The organism is Marinilabilia salmonicolor, assembly GCF_003003035.1.
Classification (GTDB): Bacteria; Bacteroidota; Bacteroidia; order Bacteroidales; family Marinilabiliaceae; genus Marinilabilia; species Marinilabilia salmonicolor_A.
The window spans coordinates 14,444-38,994 of record NZ_PVTS01000016.1 but is presented as its reverse complement, the minus strand read 5'-3'; the positions used below and the strand labels follow the sequence as shown (position 1 = coordinate 38,994).

Sequence of the window (24,551 nt, the reverse complement as noted above, 5' to 3'; positions counted from 1 at the left end):
CTGAAGAGTATTAGGAATCATGAAAAAAACAGATAAAAGCGCACTGATTAAAGAGCTTTCAGAAAAAATCAATGAGTACAGCCACTTTTATGTGACTGATACCCTTGGGTTGAATGCCTCTCAAACCAGCGATTTGCGTCGTGCTTGTTTTAATAAGGACGTTAAGATGATGGTGGTTAAGAACACCCTCTTCCAACTGGCCCTTGAGCAAAGCGAAAAGCAGGTAGAAGGCATGGAGGAAGCCTTTAAAGGTACTTCTGCTGTTCTTTTCTGTAACACAGGAAATGTTCCTGCCAAATTGATTAAAGAATTCCAAAAAGCCACTAGTTTGCCTGTTTTAAAGGGTGCTTATGTGGAGGAATCTGTTTATATGGGCGGTGAACAATTAGAGACACTTAGTACCATTAAATCTAAGGAAGAATTGCTTGGTGATGTTATCGGTCTTCTGCAGTCGCCTGCTAAGAACGTTATTTCCGCTCTGCAATCGGGAGGTACCAAAATTCATGGAATTCTCCAGACCCTTAGTGAAAAAGAATAAATTTTTACAAACTGAAATTGAAATTATTTAATACCTAGAACAATGGCAGATATTAAAAAACTTGCAGAAGAATTAGTGAATTTGACTGTGAAAGACGTTAACGAGCTTGCTGAAATCCTGAAAGAAGAATATGGCATCGAGCCTGCTGCTGCAGCCGTTGCTGTTGCTGGCGGTGCTGCTGCTGGTGAAGCTGAAGGCGGTGCTGAGCAAACTGAATTCGATGTTATCCTGAAATCAGCAGGTGGTTCTAAACTTGCCATCGTAAAACTGGTTAAAGAAATGACCGGTGTTGGCCTGAAAGAAGCCAAAGAAGTTGTGGACAAAGCTCCCGCTCCTATCAAGGAAAAAGTATCTAAAGAAGAAGCTGAAAGCCTTAAATCTCAATTAGAAGAAGCAGGAGCAGAAGTTGAACTTAAGTAAACAGGACAATATACCTGAAATATGGTGACGGTTTAGGAACCCATGATTATGGGATCCTAAACCTTTTTATGCTTATATGTTTAAGTTCAAATAATTTGTTGATAGATGACTCCAATTACTACCGAAAGGATTAGCTTTGCTACCATCAAAAACCAGCTGGACTATCCTGACTTCCTGGAAATTCAGCTGAAATCTTTCCGTGAATTCTTCCAGATGGGGACTACCCCCGAGGAAAGGAAACAGGAGGGGTTATGGCAGGTTTTTATGGAGAACTTCCCGATTACAGATACCCGAAACAATTTTGTGCTCGAGTTTCTGGATTTTGGAATCGATCCATCCCGTTATACCATTGAAGAATGCATCGAAAGAGGACTGACCTATTGCGTCCCCCTGAAAGCCAAACTTAAACTTTATTGTACCGACCCGGAACACGAGGATTTTGACACTGTTGTTCAGGATGTATATCTGGGGACTGTTCCGTACATGACCGATAAAGGTAGCTTTATTATTAATGGTGCCGAAAGGGTCATCGTTTCTCAGCTGCACCGCTCTCCTGGTGTTTTCTTCGGTCAGAGCGTGCATGCCAATGGAACCAAGTTGTATTCTGCCAGAATTATTCCGTTTAAAGGGTCCTGGATTGAATTTGCTACCGATATCAATAATGTGATGTATGCCTACATCGACAGGAAGAAAAAATTACCTGTTACCACATTATTAAGGGCTATCGGATACGAAAGTGATAAAGAGGTTCTGGAAATTTTTGACCTTGCAGATGAAATTAAGGTTTCCAAAACTGCCCTCAAAAAGGTAGTGGGCCGGAAACTTGCTGCTCGTGTGCTTAAAACCTGGATCGAAGACTTCGTTGATGAAGATACCGGTGAGGTAGTTTCTATTGAAAGAAATGAAGTGGTTATTGACCGGGAGACTGTGTTGGAAGATGAACACATCGAGGAAATTATCGATTCCGGGACAAAAACCATCCTACTGCATAAGGAAGATCAGAACCTTTCTGATTTTGCCATTATTTATAACACGCTTCAAAAAGACCCGTGTAACTCGGAGAAAGAAGCGGTTGTACACATCTATCGACAATTAAGGAATGCCGAGCCACCTGATGAGGCTACTGCACGTGACGTGATCGACAAGCTTTTCTTTTCTGATAAACGTTACGATTTGGGTGATGTAGGACGTTACCGTTTGAACAAAAAGCTGAATCTGAATATTGATCTCGATATCAAGGTGCTTACTCGTGATGATATGATCGCGATTATTAAGTATCTGATTGAACTGATCAACTCTAAGACCGTGGTTGATGATATTGACCACTTGAGTAACCGTCGTGTTCGTACTGTTGGTGAACAGATGGCCAATCAGTTTGGTGTTGGGTTAGCCCGTATGGCACGTACCATTCGCGAGCGAATGAATGTTCGTGACAATGAGGTGTTTACGCCAATAGACTTGATCAACAGTAAAACCCTCTCCTCGGTTATCAATAGTTTCTTTGGTACCAACGCGTTGTCCCAGTTTATGGATCAGACCAATCCGTTGGCTGAGATTACTCATAAACGCAGAATGTCTGCACTTGGACCTGGTGGTTTGTCTCGTGAACGTGCCGGATTTGAGGTTCGTGATGTTCACTATACACACTACGGGCGTCTGTGTCCTATTGAGACACCTGAAGGACCAAACATTGGACTCATCTCGTCTCTTTGTGTGTTTGCGAAAATCAATAATCTTGGATTTATTGAAACTCCTTATCGTAAAGTTGAAACCAGTAAGGTGGATCTTACCAATGAAGGTGTTTTCTATCTTACGGCTGAAGAGGAAGAGTCAAAAATTATTGCGCAGGCAAATGCTCCGCTTGACGAAAGTGGTATTTTTGCTAACAATAAGGTTAAAGCCCGACATGATGGTGATTTCCCTCTTATTGACAGGGAGGAAATTGACCTGATGGACGTGGCTCCAAACCAGATTGCTTCTGTTGCAGCTTCTTTGATTCCTTTCCTTGAGCATGATGACGCCAACCGTGCGTTGATGGGATCTAACATGATGCGTCAGGCTGTACCTTTGTTGAGGCCCCAGGCTCCTATTGTAGGTACCGGACTTGAAGGTAAGCTGATCCGTGATTCACGGACACAGATTGTTGCTGAAGGTTATGGTGTAGTAGAGTTTGTGGATGCTCAGGAGATTGTTGTAAGATACGATCTTACAGATGAAGAGAAATTTGTGAGTTTTGAACCTGAAACCAAAAGGTATAAACTTACCAAATATAAGAAAACCAACCAGAGCACTACGGTTGATATGAAGCCACTTGTGAAAAAGGGTGATCGTATCGAACCGGGTCAGATTATGACCGAAGGTTATTCAACCGAGAAAGGTGAACTGGCGCTGGGACGTAACCTGAAAGTGGCTTTCATGCCCTGGAAAGGATACAACTTTGAGGATGCCATTGTTATTTCCGAGAAACTCGTTCGTGAAGATGTATTTACATCTGTACACATTGATGAGTATTCACTGGAAGTACGTGACACCAAACGTGGACTTGAGGAGCTTACTTCTGATATTCCCAACGTGAGTGAAGAGGCGACCAAAGAACTGGACGAAAATGGTCTGATTCGTGTCGGAGCTCATGTTAAGCCCGGTGATATCCTGATTGGTAAAATTACTCCCAAAGGGGAGAGTGACCCAACTCCGGAAGAGAAGCTTTTGAGAGCTATCTTTGGTGAAAAAGCCGGTGATGTGAAGGATGCTTCATTGAAAGCTTCTCCATCATTGTCAGGTGTGGTTATCGATAAAAAATTGTTCTCGCGTGTGGTTAAAGATCGCAAAAACAGAACAAGCGATAAACCTGCATTGGCCAAGATAGATCAGGAGTTTGAACGTTCCATTGAGGAAATTAAAGGACGTCTTGTGGATAAACTTTTCTCGCTCATCAATGGCAAAACCAGCCAGGGTGTTAAGGATTATCTCGGAGCGGATCTTATTTCCAAAGGAACCAAGTTTACTCAGAAGATTCTTCAGGATCTTGATTATTTGTCAGTTAATCCGAATAAATGGACGACTGACAAAGACAAGAATGAGCTTATTTCCAAGGTAATTCACAATTACCGGATGAAATATAAGGAGCTTGAAGCCAAAGAGAAGAGACAAAAATACAATCTTACTATTGGTGATGAGTTGCCTGCTGGTATTGTGCAATTGGCAAAAGTTTACATTGCCAAGAAGCGTAAAATTACTGTAGGTGATAAGATGGCCGGACGACATGGTAACAAAGGTATTGTTTCCCGTATTGTGCGTCAGGAAGATATGCCGTTCCTTGAAGACGGAACTCCTGTGGATATCGTATTGAACCCGCTGGGTGTGCCTTCAAGGATGAACCTTGGTCAGATTTATGAAACTGTTCTTGCATGGGCAGGTGATGTTCTTGGTGTTAAATTTGCCACTCCGATCTTTGACGGGGCTTCCAACGAGGATCTGACAGACTGGACACGAAAAGCCAATGTGCCTGACTTTGGTAAGAGTTATCTGTACGATGGTGGTACAGGAGAACGCTTCCACCAGCCGGCTACAGTAGGTATCATCTATATGCTGAAACTTGGCCACATGGTTGAGGACAAGATGCACGCTCGTTCTATCGGGCCTTATTCTCTCATCACACAACAGCCACTTGGTGGTAAAGCACAATTTGGTGGTCAGCGATTTGGTGAGATGGAGGTTTGGGCTCTTGAGGCATTTGGTGCTTCTCACATATTGCAGGAGATTCTCACAGTGAAGTCGGATGATGTTCTTGGTCGTGCCAAGGCTTACGAGACCATTGTGAAAGGTGACCCGATGCCAATGCCGGGAATCCCTGAATCACTCAATGTATTGCTGCATGAGATGCGCGGTCTTGGTTTGAGTGTGAATCTTGAATAGTACGCTGGCTATGTGCTTTCCTTTTTGGGGAAGCACATTATGCCTCTTTTAGTTTAAAACTTCTAATACTCGGCTATATATGGCATTCAGAAGAGATCAGAAAGTCAAGAGTAATTTTTCCCGCATTACAATCGGGTTGTCTTCACCGGAGGAAATACTGGAACGTTCCAGTGGTGAGGTGCTTAAACCCGAAACCATTAATTATCGTACTTACAAACCTGAGCGGGATGGTTTGTTCTGCGAGCGCATTTTTGGTCCTGTAAAGGATTATGAATGTCATTGTGGAAAATATAAACGGATTCGTTACCGGGGTATCGTTTGTGACCGTTGTGGTGTTGAGGTGACCGAGAAGAAAGTTCGTCGCGAACGTATGGGTCATATTTCACTGGTAGTGCCGGTTGCACATATCTGGTATTTCCGTTCTTTGCCCAATAAAATCGGATATTTGCTAGGTCTTCCTACCAAGAAACTCGATTCCATTATTTATTACGAGCGCTATGTGGTGGTTCAGCCCGGAGTTACCGGTGCTGACGGAGTGAAATATATGGATTTCCTCACAGAAGAGGAGTATCTGGATATTCTCGACAGCCTGCCAAAGGACAATCAGCATCTTGAAGACGATGATCCCAATAAGTTCATCGCTAAGATGGGAGCTGATGCTTTGCATATGATTTTGTCACGTCTTAACCTGGATGAGCTTTCTTATGATTTGCGTCACAAAGCCAATACCGAAACTTCTCAGCAGCGTAAAAACGAAGCTTTGAAACGTTTGCAGGTAGTGGAGTCGTTCCGTGAATCTAAAGGTGTTAATCGTCCGGAATGGATGGTTGTGAAGGTGGTTCCTGTGATTCCTCCGGAATTGAGGCCTCTTGTACCTTTGGATGGTGGACGTTTTGCTACTTCCGATTTGAACGATCTTTACCGCAGGGTTATTATTCGTAACAATCGACTCAAGCGTCTGATTGAGATTAAGGCTCCCGAGGTGATTTTACGTAATGAGAAGAGGATGTTGCAGGAATCTGTGGATTCTCTGTTTGATAACTCACGGAAATCAAATGCAGTTAAAACGGATGCTAACCGTCCGCTTAAGTCTTTGAGCGACAGCTTGAAAGGTAAGCAGGGGCGTTTCCGTCAGAACCTGCTTGGTAAACGTGTTGACTATTCTGCACGTTCGGTAATTGTTGTGGGACCGGAATTGAAGATGCACGAATGTGGTCTTCCGAAAGATATGGCTGCCGAACTATACAAACCTTTCGTCATTCGTAAACTGATTGAGAGAGGTATTGTAAAAACCGTTAAGTCGGCCAAGAAAATTGTAGATCGTAAGGATCCGGTTGTGTGGGATATTCTGGAGAACGTGTTGAAAGGTCACCCTGTGATGCTGAACCGTGCTCCAACGCTTCACCGATTGGGTATTCAGGCATTTCAGCCTAAACTTATTGAAGGAAAGGCGATTCAGTTGCACCCGTTGGCCTGTTCGGCTTTTAACGCCGACTTCGACGGTGACCAGATGGCTGTACACCTCCCATTGGGCAATGCCGCCATTCTTGAAGCTCAGATGCTGATGCTGGCAAGTCAGAATATTCTGAACCCTGCCAATGGTGCGCCTATTACCGTTCCTTCGCAGGATATGGTTTTGGGATTGTACTACATGACCAAAGCAAGACCGGGAGCTAAAAATGAGGGACTGGTTTTCTACTCTCCCGAAGAGACGAAAATTGCTTACAATGAAAAACAGGTTGAACTGCATACGAAAGTAACCGTTAAGACCAAAGACCTTAATGAGCAGGGAGAACTTGTTGAAACAATGATAGAGACCACTGTCGGACGGATTTTATTTAATGAATTTGTTCCTGAAGAGGTGGGATATATCAATACTTTATTGACCAAGAAATCTTTGCGTGACATTATTGGTAAGGTTCACAAAGTTTGTGGTACTCCTAAAACCGCCAACTTCCTTGACGATATTAAGTCACTGGGTTACCGACTCGCTTTCGAAGGTGGTCTGTCGTTTAACCTTCAGGATGTGATTATTCCTGCAGAGAAAGTAACTTTGGTTGATGAGGGGTATGCTGAAGTTGAGGAGGTAATGAACAACTATAACATGGGATTCATTACCAACAACGAAAGATATAATCAGATTATCGATATCTGGACACACGTGAATGCCCGATTGACTCAGACACTTATGAATCAGTTGAGCTCAGACAGAGATGGTTTTAACTCCGTTTACATGATGCTTGACTCCGGTGCGAGGGGTTCTAAAGAGCAGATCCGTCAGTTGTCCGGTATGCGTGGTTTGATGGCCAAACCGCAGAAATCAGGTGCTGAGGGCGGACAGATTATCGAAAACCCGATTTTGTCCAACTTTAAAGAGGGACTGTCGGTACTTGAGTACTTTATCTCTACACACGGTGCCCGTAAGGGTCTTGCGGATACCGCTCTTAAGACAGCGGATGCGGGTTACCTTACTCGTCGTCTGGTGGATGTGTCTCAGGATGTAATCATCAATGAGGAGGATTGTGGAACCCTTCGTGGTCTTACGGCAACTGCCATCAAGAGTAACGAAGAAGTTGTTGCTTCCCTTTATGAGCGTATCCTCGGACGTGTTTCTGTGCATGATGTTTATCATCCCAACACCGGCGAGATTATTGTGAAGAGTGGTGATGAGATTACCGAAACTGAAGCTCGCATTATTGAGGATTCACCCATCGAGAGGGTTGAAATTCGTTCGGTATTGACTTGTGAGTCTAAGAAAGGTGTTTGTACCAAGTGTTATGGTCGTAACCTTTCTACCGGTAAACTGGTACATAAAGGTGAGGCTGTTGGAGTTATTGCTGCCCAGTCTATTGGTGAGCCGGGTACTCAGCTGACATTGCGTACATTCCACGTGGGTGGTACTGCATCAAACGTAACTTCTGAAAATAGTATGCTTGCCAAATATGAGGGTAAAGCTGAATTTGATGAATTGCGTACTGTTCCTTTCACTACTGAAGAAGGAACCGATGTTGATGTGGTCATCGGCCGTTTGGCTGAGTTGCGCATTGTAGATAAGAATACAAATATCTCCCTTACCACACAACCAATTCCTTACGGTGCCAAGCTTTATATTAAGAATGGAACCGACTTGAAGAAAGGGGATTTGATTTGTGAATGGGATCCATTTAATGCCTTGATTATTACGGAGAAAACCGGTAAGGTTTCTTTCGAGAATATGATCGACGGTGTTACTTTCAAGGAAGAGTCCGATGAGCAAACCGGATATCGTGAAAAGGTAATCATCGAAACCCGTGATAAGACCAAGAACCCAGGATTACGTGTTCTTGACTCTAACGGAGAGGTGTTAAAAACATATAACCTGCCTGTAGGTGCCCACATCTCAGTAGATGAGGGTGATGACATTAAGCAGGGTGAGACATTGGCTAAGATTCCCCGTGCAATGGGACGTTCCGGTGACATCACCGGTGGTCTGCCCCGTGTTACGGAGTTGTTCGAAGCCCGTAATCCATCCAATCCTGCTGTTGTTTCCGAAATTGATGGTGAGGTTGCTTTTGGTAAGATTAAGCGTGGTAACCGTGAAATTATCGTTACTTCCAAGAATGGCGAGGTTAAGAAATACCTGGTATCTCTATCCAAGCAGATTCTTGTGCAGGAAAACGATTATGTTCGTGCCGGAACACCGCTGTCTGATGGTGCTACAACTCCTTCTGATATTCTTGCCATTAAAGGACCTACTGCGGTACAGGAATACATTGTGAACGAAGTTCAGGATGTGTATCGTTTGCAGGGGGTTAAGATTAACGACAAACACTTTGAAGTTATCGTTCGTCAGATGATGCGTAAGGTGGAGATTGCCGATGCTGGTGATACCCGATTCCTGGAGCGTCAGATTGTCGATAAGATCGAATTCATGGAAGAGAATGATGAGATCTGGGGTAAGAAAGTGGTTGTTGACTCTGGAGATTCATCTACTTTACGTCCGGGACAGATTGTGAATGCACGTCGTCTGAGAGATGAGAATTCACAACTGAAGCGGAAAGACTTGAAACTTGTACAGACCAGGGATGCTGTTCCTGCAACTTCGGGTCAGGTTCTTCAGGGAATTACCCGTGCTGCATTGCAGACCAAGAGCTTTATGTCGGCTGCTTCCTTCCAGGAAACAACCAAAGTATTGAATGAAGCTGCAATTCAGGGTAAAGTAGATAAGCTTGACGGTCTTAAAGAGAACGTTATTTGCGGTCACCTGATTCCTGCCGGTACCGGATTGCGTGAGTATGACAAGATTATTGTTGGTTCTCAGGAAGAATACGATAAACTGGTTAATAAACGCGAATCTGAAACGGTCAGAGAAGGCTAGTGAAACTATTTCCCGGTTAATGGGAATACATAAACAAAAGCGCAACTCCTTTTATGGGGGTTGCGCTTTTTCTTTGTGTTACTGCTCAGAGTTTGTTAAACCAGAATATATAAAACAAGCATGACAAGGCTTTTTTTGAAACGAAGTTTGACGAAGTCAATCATTCGTGCTGAAAAATCGCCTTGTTTTTATACCTTTATACGTCAATCGGGAAGGCATGGAACTTGAATAGATAATTGATGGTTTTGCCGGATGATTTTCAATACAATATTGCGTGAAAATGTTGCTTAATGAATATCAAACTTATTTTAAATAAAATTGAGTAAAATGGAAGATCAGAATAATAAAAAAGGACAAGTTAAAATTGAATTAAACCAGGAAGTGGCTCAGGGGATTTATTCCAATCTTGCAATTATCAGTCATTCTCCTTCGGAGTTTGTCGTAGATTTTGCCAGGGTAATGCCGGGAGTGCCCAAGGCTTCCGTAAAATCACGGGTGATACTTACACCTGAACATGCCAAGAGGTTGCTTCAGGCATTAAAAGAGAATATCTCCAGGTTTGAGGAAATTCATGGTCCGATTAAGAATATTGCAGGTCCGAACGATCATGGAAGTGGTTTTCCTCCTATGAATTTTGGCCCAGCAGGACAAGCGTGAGGAAAACGCTATAATATCAACACTTACCAACTCTGCTAAACACTTAAAGACGGCGTTTTGTCGAGTGAGCACCTCGATTAAATTTTGAGGCATAATGGGAATATGACAGACCCGGCTCTTCCCCCTAGGGGGCAAAATTGGTTAATCTCGGGTTATCGACCCGTGGTAGGTTTACCCGAAAAAGACAAGATTTTAAAGAAATGGACAGGCGAATTGTTTTATCAGTATTTTTTTCTGGCGGTTTCTGTTGTTCACTGTCAATCGAAGAATAGTGCTGATTTGCGAACCGGCTCAGAGAGAAAGGAGGTTTGGATTCCATTGCTTACCGGTAAAAAGGTTGGATTGCTGGTTAATCAAACATCCCGTGTTGGGGGCGAGCATTGAAGGAATGGATAGTAACCCTGTGTATATGGGAGAAACTTGTTTTGGAAAAGACTTTAGGGAGCCGGGGGCTGAAGAACATAGGTTTTCACTGGAGCCTCTTCTTGATTTCTACAGAAAATCCGGCGAAAGTGATGAATTCTTTTCAAGACTCCAATGGTTTCATCTTTTAACCGGAGATGATCAGGTGTTATTACAAATAAAAGAGGGGGTGAGTGAACCGGATATCAGGGCTTCCTGGGCAGAGGAGCTTGCTGAATATCGTTCACTTAGAGCGAAATATCTGTTGTACCCTTAAATGAATTGCATTTAGCGTATGGTTTTAAAAACCGGCGATGCGTCCGGTGTTTCCTTTTCTTTGTTTTCAACCGGAGCCTCTTTCAGGAAGTAAAAGGCACCGTTCTCGGTAAGTTTTATGTCGATAATTCCCATCACAATAAGATTGACCAGTATTTTTTCGGCTTTTCTTCGGGAAATACCTGCTATACGGGCAAACTTTGAATGTGTAATATAAGGCTCTTCGTTGTTGAGACGGGTTAACAGTAATTGTTCGGGCTCCTTTAACTGGAAAAAAGTTCCTTTGTTTTTTTTCTGTCTCAGCCAGACCTTCAGGAGTATTTGATTGGCCAGGAGGTTTTGATCCTCAACCCTGACGTAAACTTTATACTTTCCGTCTTTGGTGGGCGCCTTGTGGGGCTTTCTTTCGCTTTTAGGGACGATGATTTCTACAACCGTTTTGCCATCCAGGATATGTTCGTGAGACTCAAACTGAACTGGCGGACGACAATACCGTGTGGCTGCTGCATCTACCATATAGAACTCCTCATCTGAAGAAACACCGGCAACTCTGCCGTTGTCTTTTACTCCCACAAGCAATCGTCCTCCTTCTGTGTTGGCAAATGCTGCCAGTGACCGTGCTATTTTTCGGCTGTCATTGATGGCATATTTAAAATCCTGTTGAACGTGCTCTCCTTCGGCAATCAATCTTTGTATGTAATTCTTCACCTCTTCATCAGTTTTGTTTCACAAATTTCGGGAAAATTGCGGGGAATCTAAAAAAAATATGACCAATTGGCTCAAGTGTTTAGAATTAATAAAAATTAACAATTGCCTGTATTTGCATGACAAAAGTCATGGACATCCCTGATTTATTGACTGAAATTTATTAAAGAAAAATATCCTTATTGCCTTATTTCTTTAAAATTCAGTGTTATGCCTCATTCCGTTGATTACATCAAACGACTTGCCGATCGTCATGGAAGAAGTCTTGAAAGTTTGCTTCCTATTTTGGAGAATGTTTATGAGGACAATCATATTATCCCTGAAGATGCAATGGTGGAAATAGCCAGGGAGCTGGATGTCTCTGCTGCCAAGGTTTACGGAACGGCAACTTTTTATTCATTCCTGGAAACAGAAAAGTGTGGCAAATATGTCATACGGGTTTGCAAAACCATTACCTGTATGATGCATGGAAAAAATCAGGTGATAAAGGAACTGGAGGAGCTATTGAAGATTAAGCTTGGAGAAACCACGCCTGATGGTCTTTTTACTTTAAAAGAGACCAATTGTCTCGGACAATGCCATAAAGGGCCGGCCATGTTGATTAATGATGTTCCCTATACCGAATTAACTCCGGGTAAGGTTAGAGATATCATCAATGAATACAGGTTGAATGAACAAAAATCAGCGTCCTGATTTTGGTCCACCCGGAACAGCCCTGAATGATTTCGCAGGGGATATTTTTTTCAGAAATTCTGCATTATGAAACGAGTTCCGAATGTTCGGGACGAGTTCCATCAGACCAATAACTTAGATAAATTATTTACTGATGAAACGAGCATGGCAACGATTGCAACAAGAGAATATGTATAAATTCCTGCATGCGAGTTTCATCCGACCTTAATTAATAAATTTTATACTGATGAAACGAGCATGATATTTTTTAAATATAAATCACAAGAGAACATGTTTAAAAAATATTATGCGAGAGCGAAGCGGTTCCATTCGTTCTCAAATTTTTAATTAGTTTTTTATCAGATAATTACAAAATTTTAAACGAATGAAAAAAGGTCTTAAACGTCTCGACTTAATATTTAAGAATGAGCACGATTCGGCTGTTATTCTTGAAAAATCCCTGAAACGTTCCAATGAGGAATTAATTGAAGATTTGATTAGTTCCGGTTTAAAGGGGCGGGGTGGGGCAGGTTTTCCCACAGGATTAAAATGGAAATTGACTGCTGAAGCTTCCGGTCAGGAAAAATATGTCATCTGTAATGCCGATGAAGGGGAGCCGGGGACTTTTAAAGACCGGGAGATTCTTTCGAGTGTTCCGCATAAAGTTCTTACCGGAATGGCTGTTTGCGGCCGGATAATTGGTTCCGAAAAAGGCTTTATCTACTTAAGGGGAGAATACAAATTCTTAATTCCTAAGCTTCAGAAGGCCATTGATGAGTTTCATGAACTTGCCGACAGCCTCAATCTACCTTTCAGGGTTCAAATTTTCCTGGGATGTGGAGCTTATATATGCGGGGAGGAATCGGCACTTTTTGAAAGTATGGAAGGACACAGGGGGGAGCCGCGGAATAAACCTCCTTTCCCGACGGATTCCGGTTACCGAAAAGGACCTACCGTAATTAATAATGTGGAAACGCTGGCACATACCTACTCCATATTCAAATATGGTCCTGAGAAATTCAGAGATCTGGGAGTTAAGGACAGCAGAGGAAGTAAGGTGTTTTCGGTAAGCGGTGACACGCCGATTCCCGGTATTTATGAACTGGAATTTGGCATGACTCTTCAGAAATTTGTGGATGACTTCGGCGACGGCGATGCTAAGGCTGTTCAGGTGGGAGGAGCAGCAGGTTTTTGTGTGCCCCGGAAAAAATTCGATAAAACAGTAATTGGATATAAGGGGAAACTTACCGGAATCAGTTTGCCCACCGGAGGTTCCATGATGATTTTTAATTCTTCACGTTCCATGTATAATGTTTTGCACAATTATCTTGATTTTTTTGTGGAGGAGAGCTGCGGTCAGTGCACCCCATGCAGGGTTGGGACTCAGCAACTCTTGCTGGGCATAGAGGCTGTAAAAAGAGGCGATAAATCGTCGCAGTATCTGGAAAAGCTTTTGGAACTGGCCGAAACCATGCGAGTAACCGCAAAGTGTGGTTTGGGGCAATCTGTGGCCAATTCTTTCAGCTCTATAGTCGAAAACTTTCGTGAAGAGATGATTTATTAACCGGACCTGTTTGGGGTCTTTCGTTTAAAAAATATCTATAGTTATGGTTGAGCAAGTAAATCTGAAAATAGACCATCTCAGTGTTTCTGTTGATGCAGGGGCCACCATTCTTGAAGCTGCCCGTAAAGTAAATGTACGGATTCCCACCTTGTGTCATCACGAGGATTTATGTGTGGCTGGAAACTGCAGGGTTTGTGTGGTGGAACAAGTGGGACTTGACCGTTTACAACCTGCTTGTGCCATTCCGGTTAGTGAAGGGATGGAGATTCTTACAAATAGCATGAAAGTTCGAAATGCACGGAAGCAGATCATAGAGCTATTGATTTCTGAACATCGAGCCGAATGTACTACCTGCTATAAAAATGGCAAATGCGAGCTTCAGTCTTTATCGAATGAATATATTGTAGGGGAGAGTGGGTTTCTTCCGTTGGTGCCGTTGAAGGGCTATACGATTGACGAATTTTCGCCATCTATCATAAAAGATGATTCCAAATGTATCCGATGTCAGAGATGTGTGCGCACCTGTGACCAGATTCAGAGCATTGGTGCATTAACTGTGGCACATAAAGGTGGCGAAATGAAGATTTCAACCTTTTTTGACAAACCCATTTATGAGGTGGTTTGTACCAATTGCGGTCAGTGTGTAAACCGTTGTCCTACCGGGGCACTTACCGAGAAAACGTATATTAATGAAGTCTGGAATGCCATCGATAATCCGGATAAATTTGTAGTTGTGCAAACGGCTCCGGCAGTAAGAATAGCTTTGGGTGAAGCCCTGGATATGGATCCTGGTGAAATTGTCACCGGAAAGATGGTGGCTGCTTTGCGCCGGCTTGGTTTTAATGCCGTGTTGGACACTGACTGGTCGGCCGACCTTACCATTATTGAGGAGGGGAATGAACTGCTTCAGCGGTTGAAAAGAGTTTTGAAAGATAAAGAGACGGATGTAAAGATTCCAATGACAACCTCCTGCTCCCCGGGATGGATTAAATTTATTGAGCATACTTTTCCTGATTTTTTGGAGCATCTTTCTACTGCTAAGTCTCCCCAGCAGATGTTTGGAGCTTTGGCCAAGACTTTTTATGCCAATAAAATCGGGGTTGATCCGTCCAACATGGTCAGCGTGTCGGTAATGCCTTGTACTGCTAAGAAATTTGAGGCCAACAGGCCGGAAATGAGGGCCAGCGGATATCAGGATGTTGATTTTGTGGTGACAACACGTGAACTGGCAATGATGGTGAAACAGGCCGGTATTGATTTTAAATCCTTGCCTGATGATGATTACGACAGCATTATGGGAGAGAGCACAGGAGCCGGAGTTATTTTCGGAGCTACCGGTGGTGTTATGGAGGCAGCATTAAGGACGGTTTACGAGGTGGTAACCGGAAGGGAAATACCATTCGACGGGTTAAATATTCTTCCTGTCAGGGGCATGGAGGAGGTTCGGGAGGCTTCGCTGAAAATTGAGAATCCATTACCTGAATGGGATTTTCTGGATGGTGTGGAGGTGAAAACCTGTGTGGCTCACGGACTGTCGAATGCTAAGAAAGTAATGGAGAAAGTAAAAAACGGAGAAGCAGATTACCACTTCATTGAAATTATGGCTTGTCCGGGTGGATGCCTGGGAGGTGGTGGACAACCATTGCCTACGTCGCCGGAGATTCGGAAAAAGAGGGCGGAAGCGATTTACAGGGAAGATGCAGGGAAAAAGATCCGAAAATCACATGAAAACCCGGAGATTATCCAGATTTATGAAGATTTCCTGGTGGAACCGCTTGGGCATAAGTCGCATGAGCTACTGCATACCACATATACACCGAGAAACAGGTATTAGTGTGAAGACCCATAATTTTCCAAACTAATTTTTGTGCTGTTTTTCATGTCTCCTGAAATTCAGTTTTTTACCCGCAGGGTACATACATATCATGGCGTGGGTTGACAAAAAGAACCGGGGTGTTGCCCCGGTTTTTTAATAGCCGGATTTCGGGAGGTCCGATAAAAACGTATTCCGGAGAGTTAAGCCTGGTGGCCGGCATTACAATGAGTGTGTCCGGCGAATTTTTTGCCAGTTCCAAAGCTTTTTGCCGGGCCTCTTTTCTTGTGTGGCCGTCAGATGAAATGTCATACGAAACGTTTGATTTCTGGAGGAGATTCCGGATGAAAGCCATGGTACGTTGCAAATATTGGTTGGTGGTTTTATTCCGGAAGTGCGGATTTAGAAGATGAAGTTTGGCTTCAAATGTTCTGCTCCAGAATCCTGCCCAGGCTGATGCTTCCTTTTCTCCGTCTTTCAGGCAAACCGGGAAATAGATTTCTTTCGGATGCCAGGTATCTTCGGGCTTGTCAGGTAATACAAGGTACGGAACCTGTAAATTCCTGAATTTTGAGAAAAAATGGGTGGCTTTATTTCTGCTTTGCAGATTTATTACCTGCGGACTGATGACAACCAGTGCAATATCATCATCGTTGGGAAAGAGAAAGGAGTGAATGGTTTTGAATAAATCATTTTCGGAGCTTCGAATATTCCCTGCATTGGAGTTTGTTTGGGTACGATACTTTTTTCCGGATATTTTGTAAGTAAAAGGAATTATGGTGTAATCAGTAAATCCGGCAATTTGTTTTACTGCAGGAAGAATTTTATTGATGTCATCGTCAGGCGATATGGGAAGTAAAAGGCTTGCCATGTTTACTTGGTTTATTGCTAATTTTTAATCCCTACAAATAGAGGAACCGGTGTTTGTGATGTGTTAAAAATATGTAATTTTAGTGAGATAGCAATTTTAGGCAAAATAGAACGCCATGAGCAACGAAATAGATATGACCATATGTTTGGGGAGTTCTTGTTTCTCGAGAGGGAACCGTTATACTATGGATTTGATAAAGAGTTATCTCAAAGAGCATAACCTTCAGGACAGGGTGTTTTTTCATGGTGATCTTTGTGACAATCTTTGTGAGCAGGGCCCCATTTTAAAAATTAACGGAGAAATTTTCAGGAATGTAACTTCAGACAATGTTTACGATGTTTTGAGTGAATTTTTTTCCCGTGAGGATATTGAGTAGATCGTTAATTGATAATTATGAGCCAGTTAATTCATGTCGATCCTGAAAAGTGCAATTTAAGCCTTACCTGCATTAGAGTGTGCCCGGCCAAGGCTATCCGAATAGTGGAGAAGCACGCTGAAATAATGCCTGCACGTTGTATTGGCTGTGGCCATTGTGTGACCATGTGTGCTCAGGATGCCATCGAGATAAGGGATGAAAAGCAACGTGTCCGTAATATTCTTGATGGCGATACACCCGTTGCGGCTATTTGTGATCCTACCATTTCTGCTGAGTTTGTGGATATTTCGGATTATCGAAAATTTGTTGGGATGATTCGTGCTCTGGGCTTTACTTATGTGATGGAAGGAGCATTTGGTGTGGATCTGGTCTCCTTCCGCTATCGTGAACTGCTCTACAATTTTCAGGGGAAATATTACATCAGCACCAACTGTCCTCCCGTCGCCAATCATGTGGAACGATATCATCCGGAACTGGTGGAGAATCTTGCCCCTATTGTTCCTCCTTACGTGGCGATGGCTAAGGTTATCCACCGAATGTATGGTACGGATACGAAAGTTGTTTATATAACCGCCTGTGCAGCGGCCAAAGATGATGCACGTTTTTTCAAAGAAGATGGGAAAACCGATGCAGTGCTGACTTTTCTGGAACTCCGTGAGATGTTTGGTGAACACCACATCACTGAGAATTCTGTGAAATTTAGTGATTTTGACCCTCCCATTGGAAGGAAAGGGGGGCTTTTCCCAATAAACCGGGGCATGTTGCAGGCGGTGGATATCAATCAGGATTTATTAAGTGCCAGCATCATTATGACGGAAGGACGCACCAACTTCCTCCAATCTCTGCAGGAGTTTAAAACAGAAATTGGTCTTCAGCAGCATCTCGATCTTTTTTATTGCGAGGGGTGCATTATGGGTCCCGGTACATCACCCGGTGGGAAGAAGTTTTATCGCAGGTCTCAGGTGATTAAGTATGTCAATAAGCGCCTGAAGGACTTTGACTATGAAACCTGGCAAAAACAGATTGAATCTTTTAGTGATCTGGTTCTGTCACGTTCATTTAAGGAGCATGATCAGAGACTTCCTTATCCCGCCGAAAATGAGATCCAGCGTGTTTTGCATGAGATGGGTAAGGAAAAAGTGGAGGATCAGTTGGGTTGTGGTGCCTGTGGTTATCCATCGTGCCGCGAATTTGCTGTTGCCTATTGCCAGGGGCTGACCAATTATGAGATGTGTTATACTTATACCATCCATAAGATGCATACTTATATCGGAAAGTTGAATGCCACCAATGAGAAATTGAAAAAGACCAAAGAAGCGCTGAAGCAGAGTGAAGAAAAAGCCCGGGAGGAAGAAAAACTGGCTCGATTGGCCGCCGAAACGACCACTGCCATGCTCAATAAAATCAGGGCAGGGGTGGTAATTGTGGATGAGAATCTGCGGATCATTGAATCGAACAATAGTTTTGTGGATATGCTTGGTGATGATGCCCGACAGATCAATGAAACCATTCCCGGACTAAATGGAGCTGAGTTGGCTTCGCTGGTGCCGTTTCCCAAGTTGTTTGCATCTGTGTTGCAGTCAGGGCAGGATCTTCTCAACAGGGATACTACCATTGGCGACTCGGTGGTTAATGTGTCTGTTTTTACCATCGAGAAAAATCGGATTGTGGGTGGAATTATCAGAGATCTGACGGCACCGGAAGTCAGGAAAGAGGAGGTGGTAACACGGGCCCGTGAGGTCATTCGCGAAAACCTGGAAACTGTTCAGCAGATAGCTTTTCTGTTGGGCGAGAGTGCTTCCAAAACGGAGAAAATACTGACTTCCATTATCGAAGCCCAAAAACTTGGCAGCTCTGATGATACAGGTATCAACAATAAATAGTGCTTGCAAGAAAACGCCAATTGTTGCGTTGGGCTTGCCTTCAAAACAGTCATTTACGAAAAGTAAACTCCTGTTTTTCAGTCATCGCCCGCCTTGCAATTGATGCTTTCTTATCAGGCACACCCAAAAACAGGAGTTTTCGTGGTGACACTAAATAGTGCCTGTGTATAAAGTCGTGATAGTGTATTTATTATCAGACTCTAAATAAGTAAAACGAATCTATTTGGCATGCATCTACCAGAGCAAAATATTTATCTGGACATTTTTTGTGAACAGCGTGATCACGTGGGGGAGGCTATTTGTGGTGATGTTTTTCTTTCCAGAAGAGTGCGTGAGGAGGGAAGAACCATTGTGGTGTTGTCCGATGGAATGGGCTCCGGTATTAAAGCCAATGTACTGGCATCTCTGACGGCTTCCATGGCCATAAATTTTACCATAGAGCACCGGGAAGTCAGGAAGACTGCTGAGATAATTATGGATACCCTGCCGGTTTGTTCCATTCGTAAAATCAGTTACTCCACTTTCACCATTGTGGATATGGAGGACAATGGTCAAACAACCATTGTGGAATATGATAACCCTTCTTGTCTGGTGCTTCGGAATAATCGGGAATTTGATCCGGGATGGGAAAATCTGGAACTTGAATCGGACCAACATAAGGGAAAAGTAATTCGGACCTGTAGTTATTTGGCTCAAAAAGAGGACCGGATTGTGTTCTGGACGGACGGAATTATTCAATCAGGTATGGGAACCCGTTCATTTCCGTTTGGTTGGGGAAGAGAGGGTGCTGTGGAGTATGTAATGAAGGTTTTGGGTAATGAACCTTTTATTTCGGCAGCCAAAATGTCCCGGAAAATTGCAAATATGGCTGCTCTTCATGATGGAGAAAGTCCTAAAGACGATACGTCCTGCGGGGTGATTTATTTCAGGGAACCCCGGAAATTACTGCTGGTATCGGGGCCCCCTTTTGATGAACGTCACGATCTTGACTTTGCTTTGAAGGTTCAGCGTTTCAATGGGAAAAAGATAATTGCCGGAGGTACAACTGCCGAATTGGTGGCCCGGGAGCTGGCGCTGAAATTTGACGCCGGAATGGAATCTTCAGACCCTGAATTGCCTCCGGTATCCTATGTGGAGGGTATTCATCTTGTAACTGAGGGTATTCTGACTTTAGGAAAAGTGGCTCGCATTCTGGAACATTACCATCGCGACACCCGGCTGGGCAACGGGCCTGCCGATCAGATTATTCGAATGCTGCTGGAGAGTGACCGGATTCATGTGCTGAATGGTACCCGTATCAATGTGGCCCACCAGGATCCGAACTTGCCAGTGGAGCTGGAAATTCGCCGAACGGTGATCAAACGGATTGTACATCTGCTGGAGGAAAAATTCCTGAAAGAGATTGATCTGGAATATATGTGAGATTGAGCCAGATGGATTTGTTAAAAAATCTTTAATGAGAGTTCGACTTATTTGTCTTTCTTTTCAAATTTACATCCCTTATACTTTTCATTGCTACAGTAATTTAGACCGGATATATATTACAAAGTGTGTCTTTTTTTATTTTTTAAATTCCTTAAAAATTGTAGTTTCGTGTATTAATTATTGAAAAAAATCTTTAATCAAAATAAGGGTGGCTATACTCTTGTTGATCAGTTTTTTAAATGATTATAAGTAGATGGAAATAAACAGATTACTTGAGATTTTAGAGGGAGAACTTGTTTGTGGCGAACAGTTTCTGGAAAAAGAAGTGGTGTGGGGATTCGCAAGTGATCTGATGAGTGATGTGCTCACGTTGGATACAGACCAACTGGTTTTGGTTACGGGGTTAAACAATTTACAGACAATTAGGACCGCTGAAGTTGCAGATATTGAATGCATTGTATTTGTCAGGAATAAGAAGGTACTACCACCAATGATTGCTATAGCGAAGGAACATGAGATGGTGTTGATAGAGTGTCGCTATTCCATGTTTGGAGCTATTGCAAGGTTGCATGAGGCCGGATTGAAGCCTGTCTATTGATTGTTGTGGTTCAGGATTAAAAAAAATCATCAGCGGATGAAGTTTAAATATGAAATAGAGGGAGGCAATTTTTCGAAAGCGGGAAATGCCAGTAGTGCCGTAAAGAAAATATTGAAACAGCTAAATGTACCGCCCGCCACCATAAAAAAACTGGTGGTGGCCCTTTATGAAGGAGAGGTTAATGTAGTAGCCCATGCCTGGAATGGATGCATTTATGTAGATATCGATCCCGATCGCATTTTTGTTACCATTGAAGATGAAGGGCCCGGAATTCCGGATATTGGACAGGCTATGCAGGAAGGATATTCTACGGCCTCTCAGGCAGTGAGAGAAATGGGGTTTGGTGCCGGAATGGGATTGCCGAATATGAAGAAAAATGCTGATTTACTGAATATAAAGAGCGAGGTGGGAAAAGGCACCACGGTAGAAATTACAACATTGTTGAAATAGAAGGTTTTAATGGTCGAAAGCGGGTTTTATCATGCATTAAAGGTTGATGGGGACAAGTGTTTCGGTTGTACGCACTGTATGAATGTTTGTCCCACAGCCGCAATTCGCATCCGGGATGGTGTCGCAACCATCAGGCCGGATTGGTGTGTGGATTGCGGAGAGTGCATGCGTGCTTGTCCGGTAGATGCTTTCTATGTGGAGCAGGACGATTTTGATAAAATTTTTCAATACAAATGTCGGGTTGCTCTTGTCCCTGCTGTTCTTATCGGACAGTTTCCTGAGAAGGTAACCGAGGCAGAAATTTTTTCTGTGATGCGGGAGTTGGGCTTTACTCATGTTTTTCAGACTGAACATACTGCAGGGATTATTTCCCGCTCGATGGTCGAAACGGCCCGTGAGATGGAGGATAAACCTGTTATCTCCTCTTTTTGCCCGGCAATCGTCCGATTGATTCAGATAAAATTTCCTTCACTGCTTGATCAGGTAATGCGTATCAAACCTCCCATTGATGCTTCTGCAGTATATTTTCGGAAAAGATTGGAAGATGAGGGCATTCACCCCGATGATATCGGCATCTTTTACATAACTCCGTGCGCTGCAAAAATTGCCGCCGTAAAAAGCCCTGTTGGCGAAGAGCAATCTCCCATCGATGGGGTCATAAATATGCAGTTTATCTACAATAAAATCTACAAACGTATAAAATCCAGACACGAGACCAGTAGTATTTCTCCCGGCGAAATGTTGCCATTGCTGAGTCCGGGATCTATAAAATACAGTCTTACCGGCGGTGAAGCATCACGCATGGAAGGCAGATGCCTCGCTATTGATGAGATTCATAACGTCATTGAATTTCTTGAAAAACTGGAGCATGATGAAATTGAAGGGGTCGATTTTTTAGAACTCAGAGCATGTGACCAGAGTTGTGCCGGAGGTGTCCTGGTGGGAGGCAATCGGTTTTTGACCACTGAGCGACTGAACAAAAGAGCCGGCCGATTTGAAGGTGTGGCCGATATTCCGGGAGATATAAAGGCTTATACACATTTTATGTCTAATAATCTGGATATAGGTTTGCTGGAGCCTCGTTCCATGATGGCGTTGGATGAAGATATGGGGGAAGCAATGCGTAAGATGCAGCAGGTACGTCATCTGATGTGTTTTTTGCCGGGTATTGATTGCGCGGCATGCGGAGCTCCAAATTGCCAGAGTCTGGCCGAGGATATCGTGCGAAGAGAAGCCCAGTTGTCAGCATGTGTTTTTATTCAACGAATGATGGAGAAACACAGTAAGTTGAGCGGGGAGCACGCACTTAAAATCATTGAGAAGATATGGGGCAAAAACCGGTTGGATAAGGATTGTAAGAAAAAAGGGGCGGCAGATGAGGCCAATATAGAAGAGTGATTTGCCCGGATCGTGCTAACATTAAAGAAGAATTGTATGACTGTAAATGATGTTATTAAGAGTTTGGGGCTGTCCGTTTTTGGAGGAGAAAAGGGACTAAGCCGGGAGGTGACCGGTGGTTATGTCTCCGATTTGTTGAGTGATGTGATGGGAAATGCCTCTGAGGGAGATGTCTGGGCAACTCTTCAAACCCACAAAAATGTGATGGCCGTTGCTTCTTTGAAGGAGGTGGCGGCAGTTATTCTGGTGAAGGGATTGAAACCTGATGAGGATATGCTGGAGCAAAGCAACGAAGAGGATGTTCCGGTTTTGGGAACTGAAATGGAGACCTTTGAACTTGCAGGCAGGCTGTATGGATTGATAAAGAAATGAAAGGTATGTTGCAGGAATATCGTGCCGATTTGCATGTCCACACGGTTCTTTCACCTTGTGGAAGTCTGGATATGAGTCCGGCACGGATTATTTCGGAAGCAAAACAAAAGCACATTGACATAATGGCCATAACCGATCACAACTCAACCCGTCAGTGCAGGGTGGTAATGGAGATGGGACGTAAGGCCGGAATTGCCGTTTGGGGTGGTGCAGAGCTTAACACCCGGGAGGAGGTGCATTGCCTGGCATACTTTGATGAGTTTGAGCCATTGGATGAATTGCAGAAATGGCTGGACCGGTGGTTGGTGAAAATTAAGAACAACCCTGACTATTTTGGGGATCAGGTCTGGGTGGATGAAGAGGAGAATATTCTGGGTGAGGAACCATGGTTGCTTATCGCAGCGCTGGATCGGAGTCTGGATCAATGTTATGAAGAGGTTCACCGGCTGGGGGGCGTTTTTGTTCCGGCGCACATAGACCGGCCGGGAAACAGTCTGAGCAGTCAGCTTGGATTTGTGCCTCCTGATATCGCCGCCGATGCGCTCGAGATAAGTCCTAATGTGACTTTGGAGATGATTGAGAAATATGGCTGGGCAAAGATAAAACCATTGATTACCGGTTCTGATGCGCATCATCCGGAGAGGTTGGGGATGAATATGACCCGGTTGAGAATGCAAGATACCGGCATTGAGGAATTTAAAAAGGCTTTAGGCGGGGTTGACGGACGTGAGGTGGTTCCTGAAATACTAAAGCTGTAAAAGAATGAGATGAAGGATTTATCGATGCACATACTTGATATAGCAGAAAACTCTGTAAAAGCCGGTGCCGACCGGGTGGAGGTGGAGTTGTTATACACTGACAGGATGTTGCAGATGGCCATCCGGGACAACGGTTGCGGAATGGATGAGCAAACAGTGGGACGGATTACAGATCCCTATACGACCTCACGCTCATCGAGAAAAGTCGGTCTGGGGCTTCCTTTTCTTAAAATGAATGCGGAACAAACGGGAGGTCGGATTGAGATTGATTCTAAGCCGGGTAAAGGTACCGGTGTGACGGCTTTGTTTGATACCGGACACATCGATTGCGTTCCGGAGGGAGATCTCGCCTCCACGCTGGCACTGTTGATGACCGGTCATCCGGAGATCAATTTTGTAATTCGCATGAAAAGGAATCAGACTGATTTTGAAATTTCATCCGACGAAATAAAAGAGGTGCTGGAAGGGGTTCCCATTTCACACCCGAAGGTGGGTGTTTTTGTTAGAAATATGATTAAAGAAGAGATAAAGTATATTAAATCCAATGAGTTATGAGCAAAGTTAAAAATCTACAGGACCTCAAAAAAATGAGGGACGAGCTCAAGGGAAAAATCAGCCTGCGAGAAAAAAGTGACCATCCTGAAAGTATGGTTCAAATAAAAGTGTCGATGGCAACCTGTGGGATTGCTTCCGGAGCCAGGGAAACCATGAATTATATGATTGATGAACTGGATAGTCAGGCTGTTGATGCGGTAGTAACGCAGACAGGATGTATGGGGTATTGCTATGCCGAACCTACCATTGAAGTTACTTTACCGGGGGAGAAACCTGTGGTTTTTGGTCATGTAAATACAAAAAAAGCATCAGAAATTATTGAGAAATACATCAAAAACGGCGAGTTGGTGGACGGAATAATACCCGACAGCTACGAAACGATTGATGATAAATGAAACGAGCATGACAACGATTGCCAGAAGAGAACATATAGATGTTCCTGCATTCGGGTTCAATCAGACCAATAACGTAGATAAATTATACATCCTTAGGGAAATGGTTCTTTGTTATGGTAGGTCATTACTCCCGGAAGAAAGGATGATTTAG

General features: G+C 43.5%; 22 protein-coding genes. 20 read left to right on the top strand and 2 right to left on the bottom strand.

Going from position 1 to position 24,551, the window contains the following annotated elements; translation table 11 throughout:
• Nucleotides 1-19 precede the first annotated feature (19 nt).
• The 6 genes from rplJ to BY457_RS14730 all read left to right on the top strand — a co-directional run bounded on the left by rplJ (nucleotide 20) and on the right by BY457_RS14730 (nucleotide 10,566).
• On the top strand, nucleotides 20-538 hold the full coding sequence (gene rplJ / locus BY457_RS14760; protein ID WP_106154102.1) for a 50S ribosomal protein L10: 519 nt from the start codon (nucleotides 20-22) through the stop codon (nucleotides 536-538).
• Between the two features lie 42 nt (nucleotides 539-580).
• Entirely contained in the window at nucleotides 581-958 is a 378-nt protein-coding gene (gene rplL / locus BY457_RS14755) for a 50S ribosomal protein L7/L12 (RefSeq protein WP_106154101.1), read from the top strand.
• Nucleotides 959-1,063: 105 nt separating this feature from the next.
• Nucleotides 1,064-4,873 (top strand): DNA-directed RNA polymerase subunit beta, encoded by a 3,810-nt coding sequence (gene rpoB, locus BY457_RS14750; protein WP_106154100.1) that lies wholly within the window; start codon nucleotides 1,064-1,066, stop codon nucleotides 4,871-4,873.
• A 79-nt stretch (nucleotides 4,874-4,952) separates the two neighbouring features.
• The gene (gene rpoC, locus BY457_RS14745; protein WP_106154099.1) at nucleotides 4,953-9,230 is read left to right on the top strand and encodes a DNA-directed RNA polymerase subunit beta'; all 4,278 of its coding nucleotides are present in this window, start codon (nucleotides 4,953-4,955) and stop codon (nucleotides 9,228-9,230) included.
• A 327-nt stretch (nucleotides 9,231-9,557) separates the two neighbouring features.
• Nucleotides 9,558-9,887: a DUF3467 domain-containing protein gene (locus BY457_RS14740; protein WP_106154098.1), complete on the top strand. Its 330-nt coding sequence runs from the start codon at nucleotides 9,558-9,560 to the stop codon at nucleotides 9,885-9,887.
• Between the two features lie 409 nt (nucleotides 9,888-10,296).
• Complete coding sequence (locus BY457_RS14730; protein WP_181256499.1) at nucleotides 10,297-10,566, top strand: exo-beta-N-acetylmuramidase NamZ domain-containing protein; 270 nt, start codon at nucleotides 10,297-10,299, stop codon at nucleotides 10,564-10,566.
• An 11-nt stretch (nucleotides 10,567-10,577) separates the two neighbouring features.
• Here BY457_RS14730 and BY457_RS14725 read toward each other — a convergent pair whose 3' ends face one another.
• On the bottom strand, nucleotides 10,578-11,273 hold the full coding sequence (locus BY457_RS14725) for an AlbA family DNA-binding domain-containing protein (protein WP_106154095.1): 696 nt from the start codon (nucleotides 11,271-11,273) through the stop codon (nucleotides 10,578-10,580).
• Between the two features lie 207 nt (nucleotides 11,274-11,480).
• On the opposite strand from BY457_RS14725, the gene BY457_RS14720 reads away from it, so the two are divergent.
• From BY457_RS14720 to BY457_RS14710, 3 genes are all read left to right on the top strand, one after another.
• Nucleotides 11,481-11,963: an NADH-quinone oxidoreductase subunit NuoE family protein gene (locus BY457_RS14720; protein ID WP_106154094.1), complete on the top strand. Its 483-nt coding sequence runs from the start codon at nucleotides 11,481-11,483 to the stop codon at nucleotides 11,961-11,963.
• A gap of 364 nt (nucleotides 11,964-12,327) precedes the next feature.
• Nucleotides 12,328-13,506, top strand: a complete 1,179-nt coding sequence (locus BY457_RS14715) for an NADH-ubiquinone oxidoreductase-F iron-sulfur binding region domain-containing protein (protein WP_106154093.1) — start codon at nucleotides 12,328-12,330, stop codon at nucleotides 13,504-13,506.
• 43 nt (nucleotides 13,507-13,549) lie between these two features.
• Entirely contained in the window at nucleotides 13,550-15,340 is a 1,791-nt protein-coding gene (locus BY457_RS14710) for an NADH-dependent [FeFe] hydrogenase, group A6 (RefSeq protein WP_106154092.1), read from the top strand.
• A gap of 67 nt (nucleotides 15,341-15,407) precedes the next feature.
• On the opposite strand, the gene BY457_RS14705 is transcribed toward BY457_RS14710, so the two are convergent.
• Complete coding sequence (locus BY457_RS14705; RefSeq protein ID WP_106154091.1) at nucleotides 15,408-16,190, bottom strand: hypothetical protein; 783 nt, start codon at nucleotides 16,188-16,190, stop codon at nucleotides 15,408-15,410.
• A 115-nt stretch (nucleotides 16,191-16,305) separates the two neighbouring features.
• Here BY457_RS14705 and BY457_RS14700 point away from each other — a divergent pair, with 115 nt between their 5' ends.
• The 11 genes from BY457_RS14700 (at nucleotide 16,306) to BY457_RS19045 (ending at nucleotide 24,551) form a co-directional block, all read left to right on the top strand.
• Nucleotides 16,306-16,566 (top strand): (2Fe-2S) ferredoxin domain-containing protein, encoded by a 261-nt coding sequence (locus BY457_RS14700; protein ID WP_106154090.1) that lies wholly within the window; start codon nucleotides 16,306-16,308, stop codon nucleotides 16,564-16,566.
• Between the two features lie 17 nt (nucleotides 16,567-16,583).
• Complete coding sequence (locus BY457_RS14695; protein WP_106154089.1) at nucleotides 16,584-18,449, top strand: [Fe-Fe] hydrogenase large subunit C-terminal domain-containing protein; 1,866 nt, start codon at nucleotides 16,584-16,586, stop codon at nucleotides 18,447-18,449.
• 228 nt (nucleotides 18,450-18,677) lie between these two features.
• The gene (locus tag BY457_RS14690) at nucleotides 18,678-19,871 is read left to right on the top strand and encodes a SpoIIE family protein phosphatase (protein ID WP_106154088.1); all 1,194 of its coding nucleotides are present in this window, start codon (nucleotides 18,678-18,680) and stop codon (nucleotides 19,869-19,871) included.
• 256 nt (nucleotides 19,872-20,127) lie between these two features.
• Nucleotides 20,128-20,472, top strand: coding sequence for a hypothetical protein (locus tag BY457_RS14685; protein WP_106154087.1), 345 nt, complete (start codon nucleotides 20,128-20,130; stop codon nucleotides 20,470-20,472).
• 36 nt (nucleotides 20,473-20,508) lie between these two features.
• Complete coding sequence (locus tag BY457_RS14680; protein WP_106154086.1) at nucleotides 20,509-20,922, top strand: ATP-binding protein; 414 nt, start codon at nucleotides 20,509-20,511, stop codon at nucleotides 20,920-20,922.
• 9 nt (nucleotides 20,923-20,931) lie between these two features.
• A complete protein-coding gene (locus tag BY457_RS14675) occupies nucleotides 20,932-22,320 on the top strand; it encodes a [Fe-Fe] hydrogenase large subunit C-terminal domain-containing protein (RefSeq protein ID WP_106154085.1) in 1,389 nt (462 codons plus the stop codon).
• A 36-nt stretch (nucleotides 22,321-22,356) separates the two neighbouring features.
• Complete coding sequence (locus BY457_RS14670) at nucleotides 22,357-22,692, top strand: DRTGG domain-containing protein (RefSeq protein WP_106154084.1); 336 nt, start codon at nucleotides 22,357-22,359, stop codon at nucleotides 22,690-22,692.
• 5 nt (nucleotides 22,693-22,697) lie between these two features.
• Nucleotides 22,698-23,450 carry a PHP domain-containing protein gene (locus tag BY457_RS14665; protein ID WP_106154151.1) on the top strand — a complete coding sequence of 251 codons (753 nt, stop codon included), beginning with the start codon at nucleotides 22,698-22,700 and terminating at the stop codon, nucleotides 23,448-23,450.
• A 9-nt stretch (nucleotides 23,451-23,459) separates the two neighbouring features.
• Nucleotides 23,460-24,005: an ATP-binding protein gene (locus tag BY457_RS14660; RefSeq protein ID WP_181256498.1), complete on the top strand. Its 546-nt coding sequence runs from the start codon at nucleotides 23,460-23,462 to the stop codon at nucleotides 24,003-24,005.
• Nucleotides 24,002-24,400, top strand: a complete 399-nt coding sequence (locus BY457_RS14655) for a (2Fe-2S) ferredoxin domain-containing protein (RefSeq protein WP_106154082.1) — start codon at nucleotides 24,002-24,004, stop codon at nucleotides 24,398-24,400. The genes BY457_RS14660 and BY457_RS14655 overlap by 4 nt, the downstream gene beginning before the upstream one ends.
• 7 nt (nucleotides 24,401-24,407) lie before the next feature.
• A complete protein-coding gene (locus BY457_RS19045) occupies nucleotides 24,408-24,551 on the top strand; it encodes a hypothetical protein (protein ID WP_181256497.1) in 144 nt (47 codons plus the stop codon).

Bases quoted from the DNA above. Each gene is read 5' to 3' on its own strand.
- rplJ (WP_106154102.1), top strand. From the start codon at position 20: ATGAAAAAAACAGATAAAAGCGCACTGATTAAAGAGCTTTCAGAAAAA.
- rplL (WP_106154101.1), top strand. From the start codon at position 581: ATGGCAGATATTAAAAAACTTGCAGAAGAATTAGTGAATTTGACTGTG.
- rpoB (WP_106154100.1), top strand. From the start codon at position 1,064: ATGACTCCAATTACTACCGAAAGGATTAGCTTTGCTACCATCAAAAAC.
- rpoC (WP_106154099.1), top strand. From the start codon at position 4,953: ATGGCATTCAGAAGAGATCAGAAAGTCAAGAGTAATTTTTCCCGCATT.
- BY457_RS14740 (WP_106154098.1), top strand. From the start codon at position 9,558: ATGGAAGATCAGAATAATAAAAAAGGACAAGTTAAAATTGAATTAAAC.
- BY457_RS14730 (WP_181256499.1), top strand. From the start codon at position 10,297: ATGGGAGAAACTTGTTTTGGAAAAGACTTTAGGGAGCCGGGGGCTGAA.
- BY457_RS14720 (WP_106154094.1), top strand. From the start codon at position 11,481: ATGCCTCATTCCGTTGATTACATCAAACGACTTGCCGATCGTCATGGA.
- BY457_RS14715 (WP_106154093.1), top strand. From the start codon at position 12,328: ATGAAAAAAGGTCTTAAACGTCTCGACTTAATATTTAAGAATGAGCAC.
- BY457_RS14710 (WP_106154092.1), top strand. From the start codon at position 13,550: ATGGTTGAGCAAGTAAATCTGAAAATAGACCATCTCAGTGTTTCTGTT.
- BY457_RS14705 (WP_106154091.1), bottom strand. From the start codon at position 16,190: ATGGCAAGCCTTTTACTTCCCATATCGCCTGACGATGACATCAATAAA.
- BY457_RS14700 (WP_106154090.1), top strand. From the start codon at position 16,306: ATGAGCAACGAAATAGATATGACCATATGTTTGGGGAGTTCTTGTTTC.
- BY457_RS14695 (WP_106154089.1), top strand. From the start codon at position 16,584: ATGAGCCAGTTAATTCATGTCGATCCTGAAAAGTGCAATTTAAGCCTT.
- BY457_RS14690 (WP_106154088.1), top strand. From the start codon at position 18,678: ATGCATCTACCAGAGCAAAATATTTATCTGGACATTTTTTGTGAACAG.
- BY457_RS14685 (WP_106154087.1), top strand. From the start codon at position 20,128: ATGGAAATAAACAGATTACTTGAGATTTTAGAGGGAGAACTTGTTTGT.
- BY457_RS14680 (WP_106154086.1), top strand. From the start codon at position 20,509: ATGAAGTTTAAATATGAAATAGAGGGAGGCAATTTTTCGAAAGCGGGA.
- BY457_RS14675 (WP_106154085.1), top strand. From the start codon at position 20,932: ATGGTCGAAAGCGGGTTTTATCATGCATTAAAGGTTGATGGGGACAAG.
- BY457_RS14670 (WP_106154084.1), top strand. From the start codon at position 22,357: ATGACTGTAAATGATGTTATTAAGAGTTTGGGGCTGTCCGTTTTTGGA.
- BY457_RS14665 (WP_106154151.1), top strand. From the start codon at position 22,698: ATGTTGCAGGAATATCGTGCCGATTTGCATGTCCACACGGTTCTTTCA.
- BY457_RS14660 (WP_181256498.1), top strand. From the start codon at position 23,460: ATGAAGGATTTATCGATGCACATACTTGATATAGCAGAAAACTCTGTA.
- BY457_RS14655 (WP_106154082.1), top strand. From the start codon at position 24,002: ATGAGCAAAGTTAAAAATCTACAGGACCTCAAAAAAATGAGGGACGAG.
- BY457_RS19045 (WP_181256497.1), top strand. From the start codon at position 24,408: ATGACAACGATTGCCAGAAGAGAACATATAGATGTTCCTGCATTCGGG.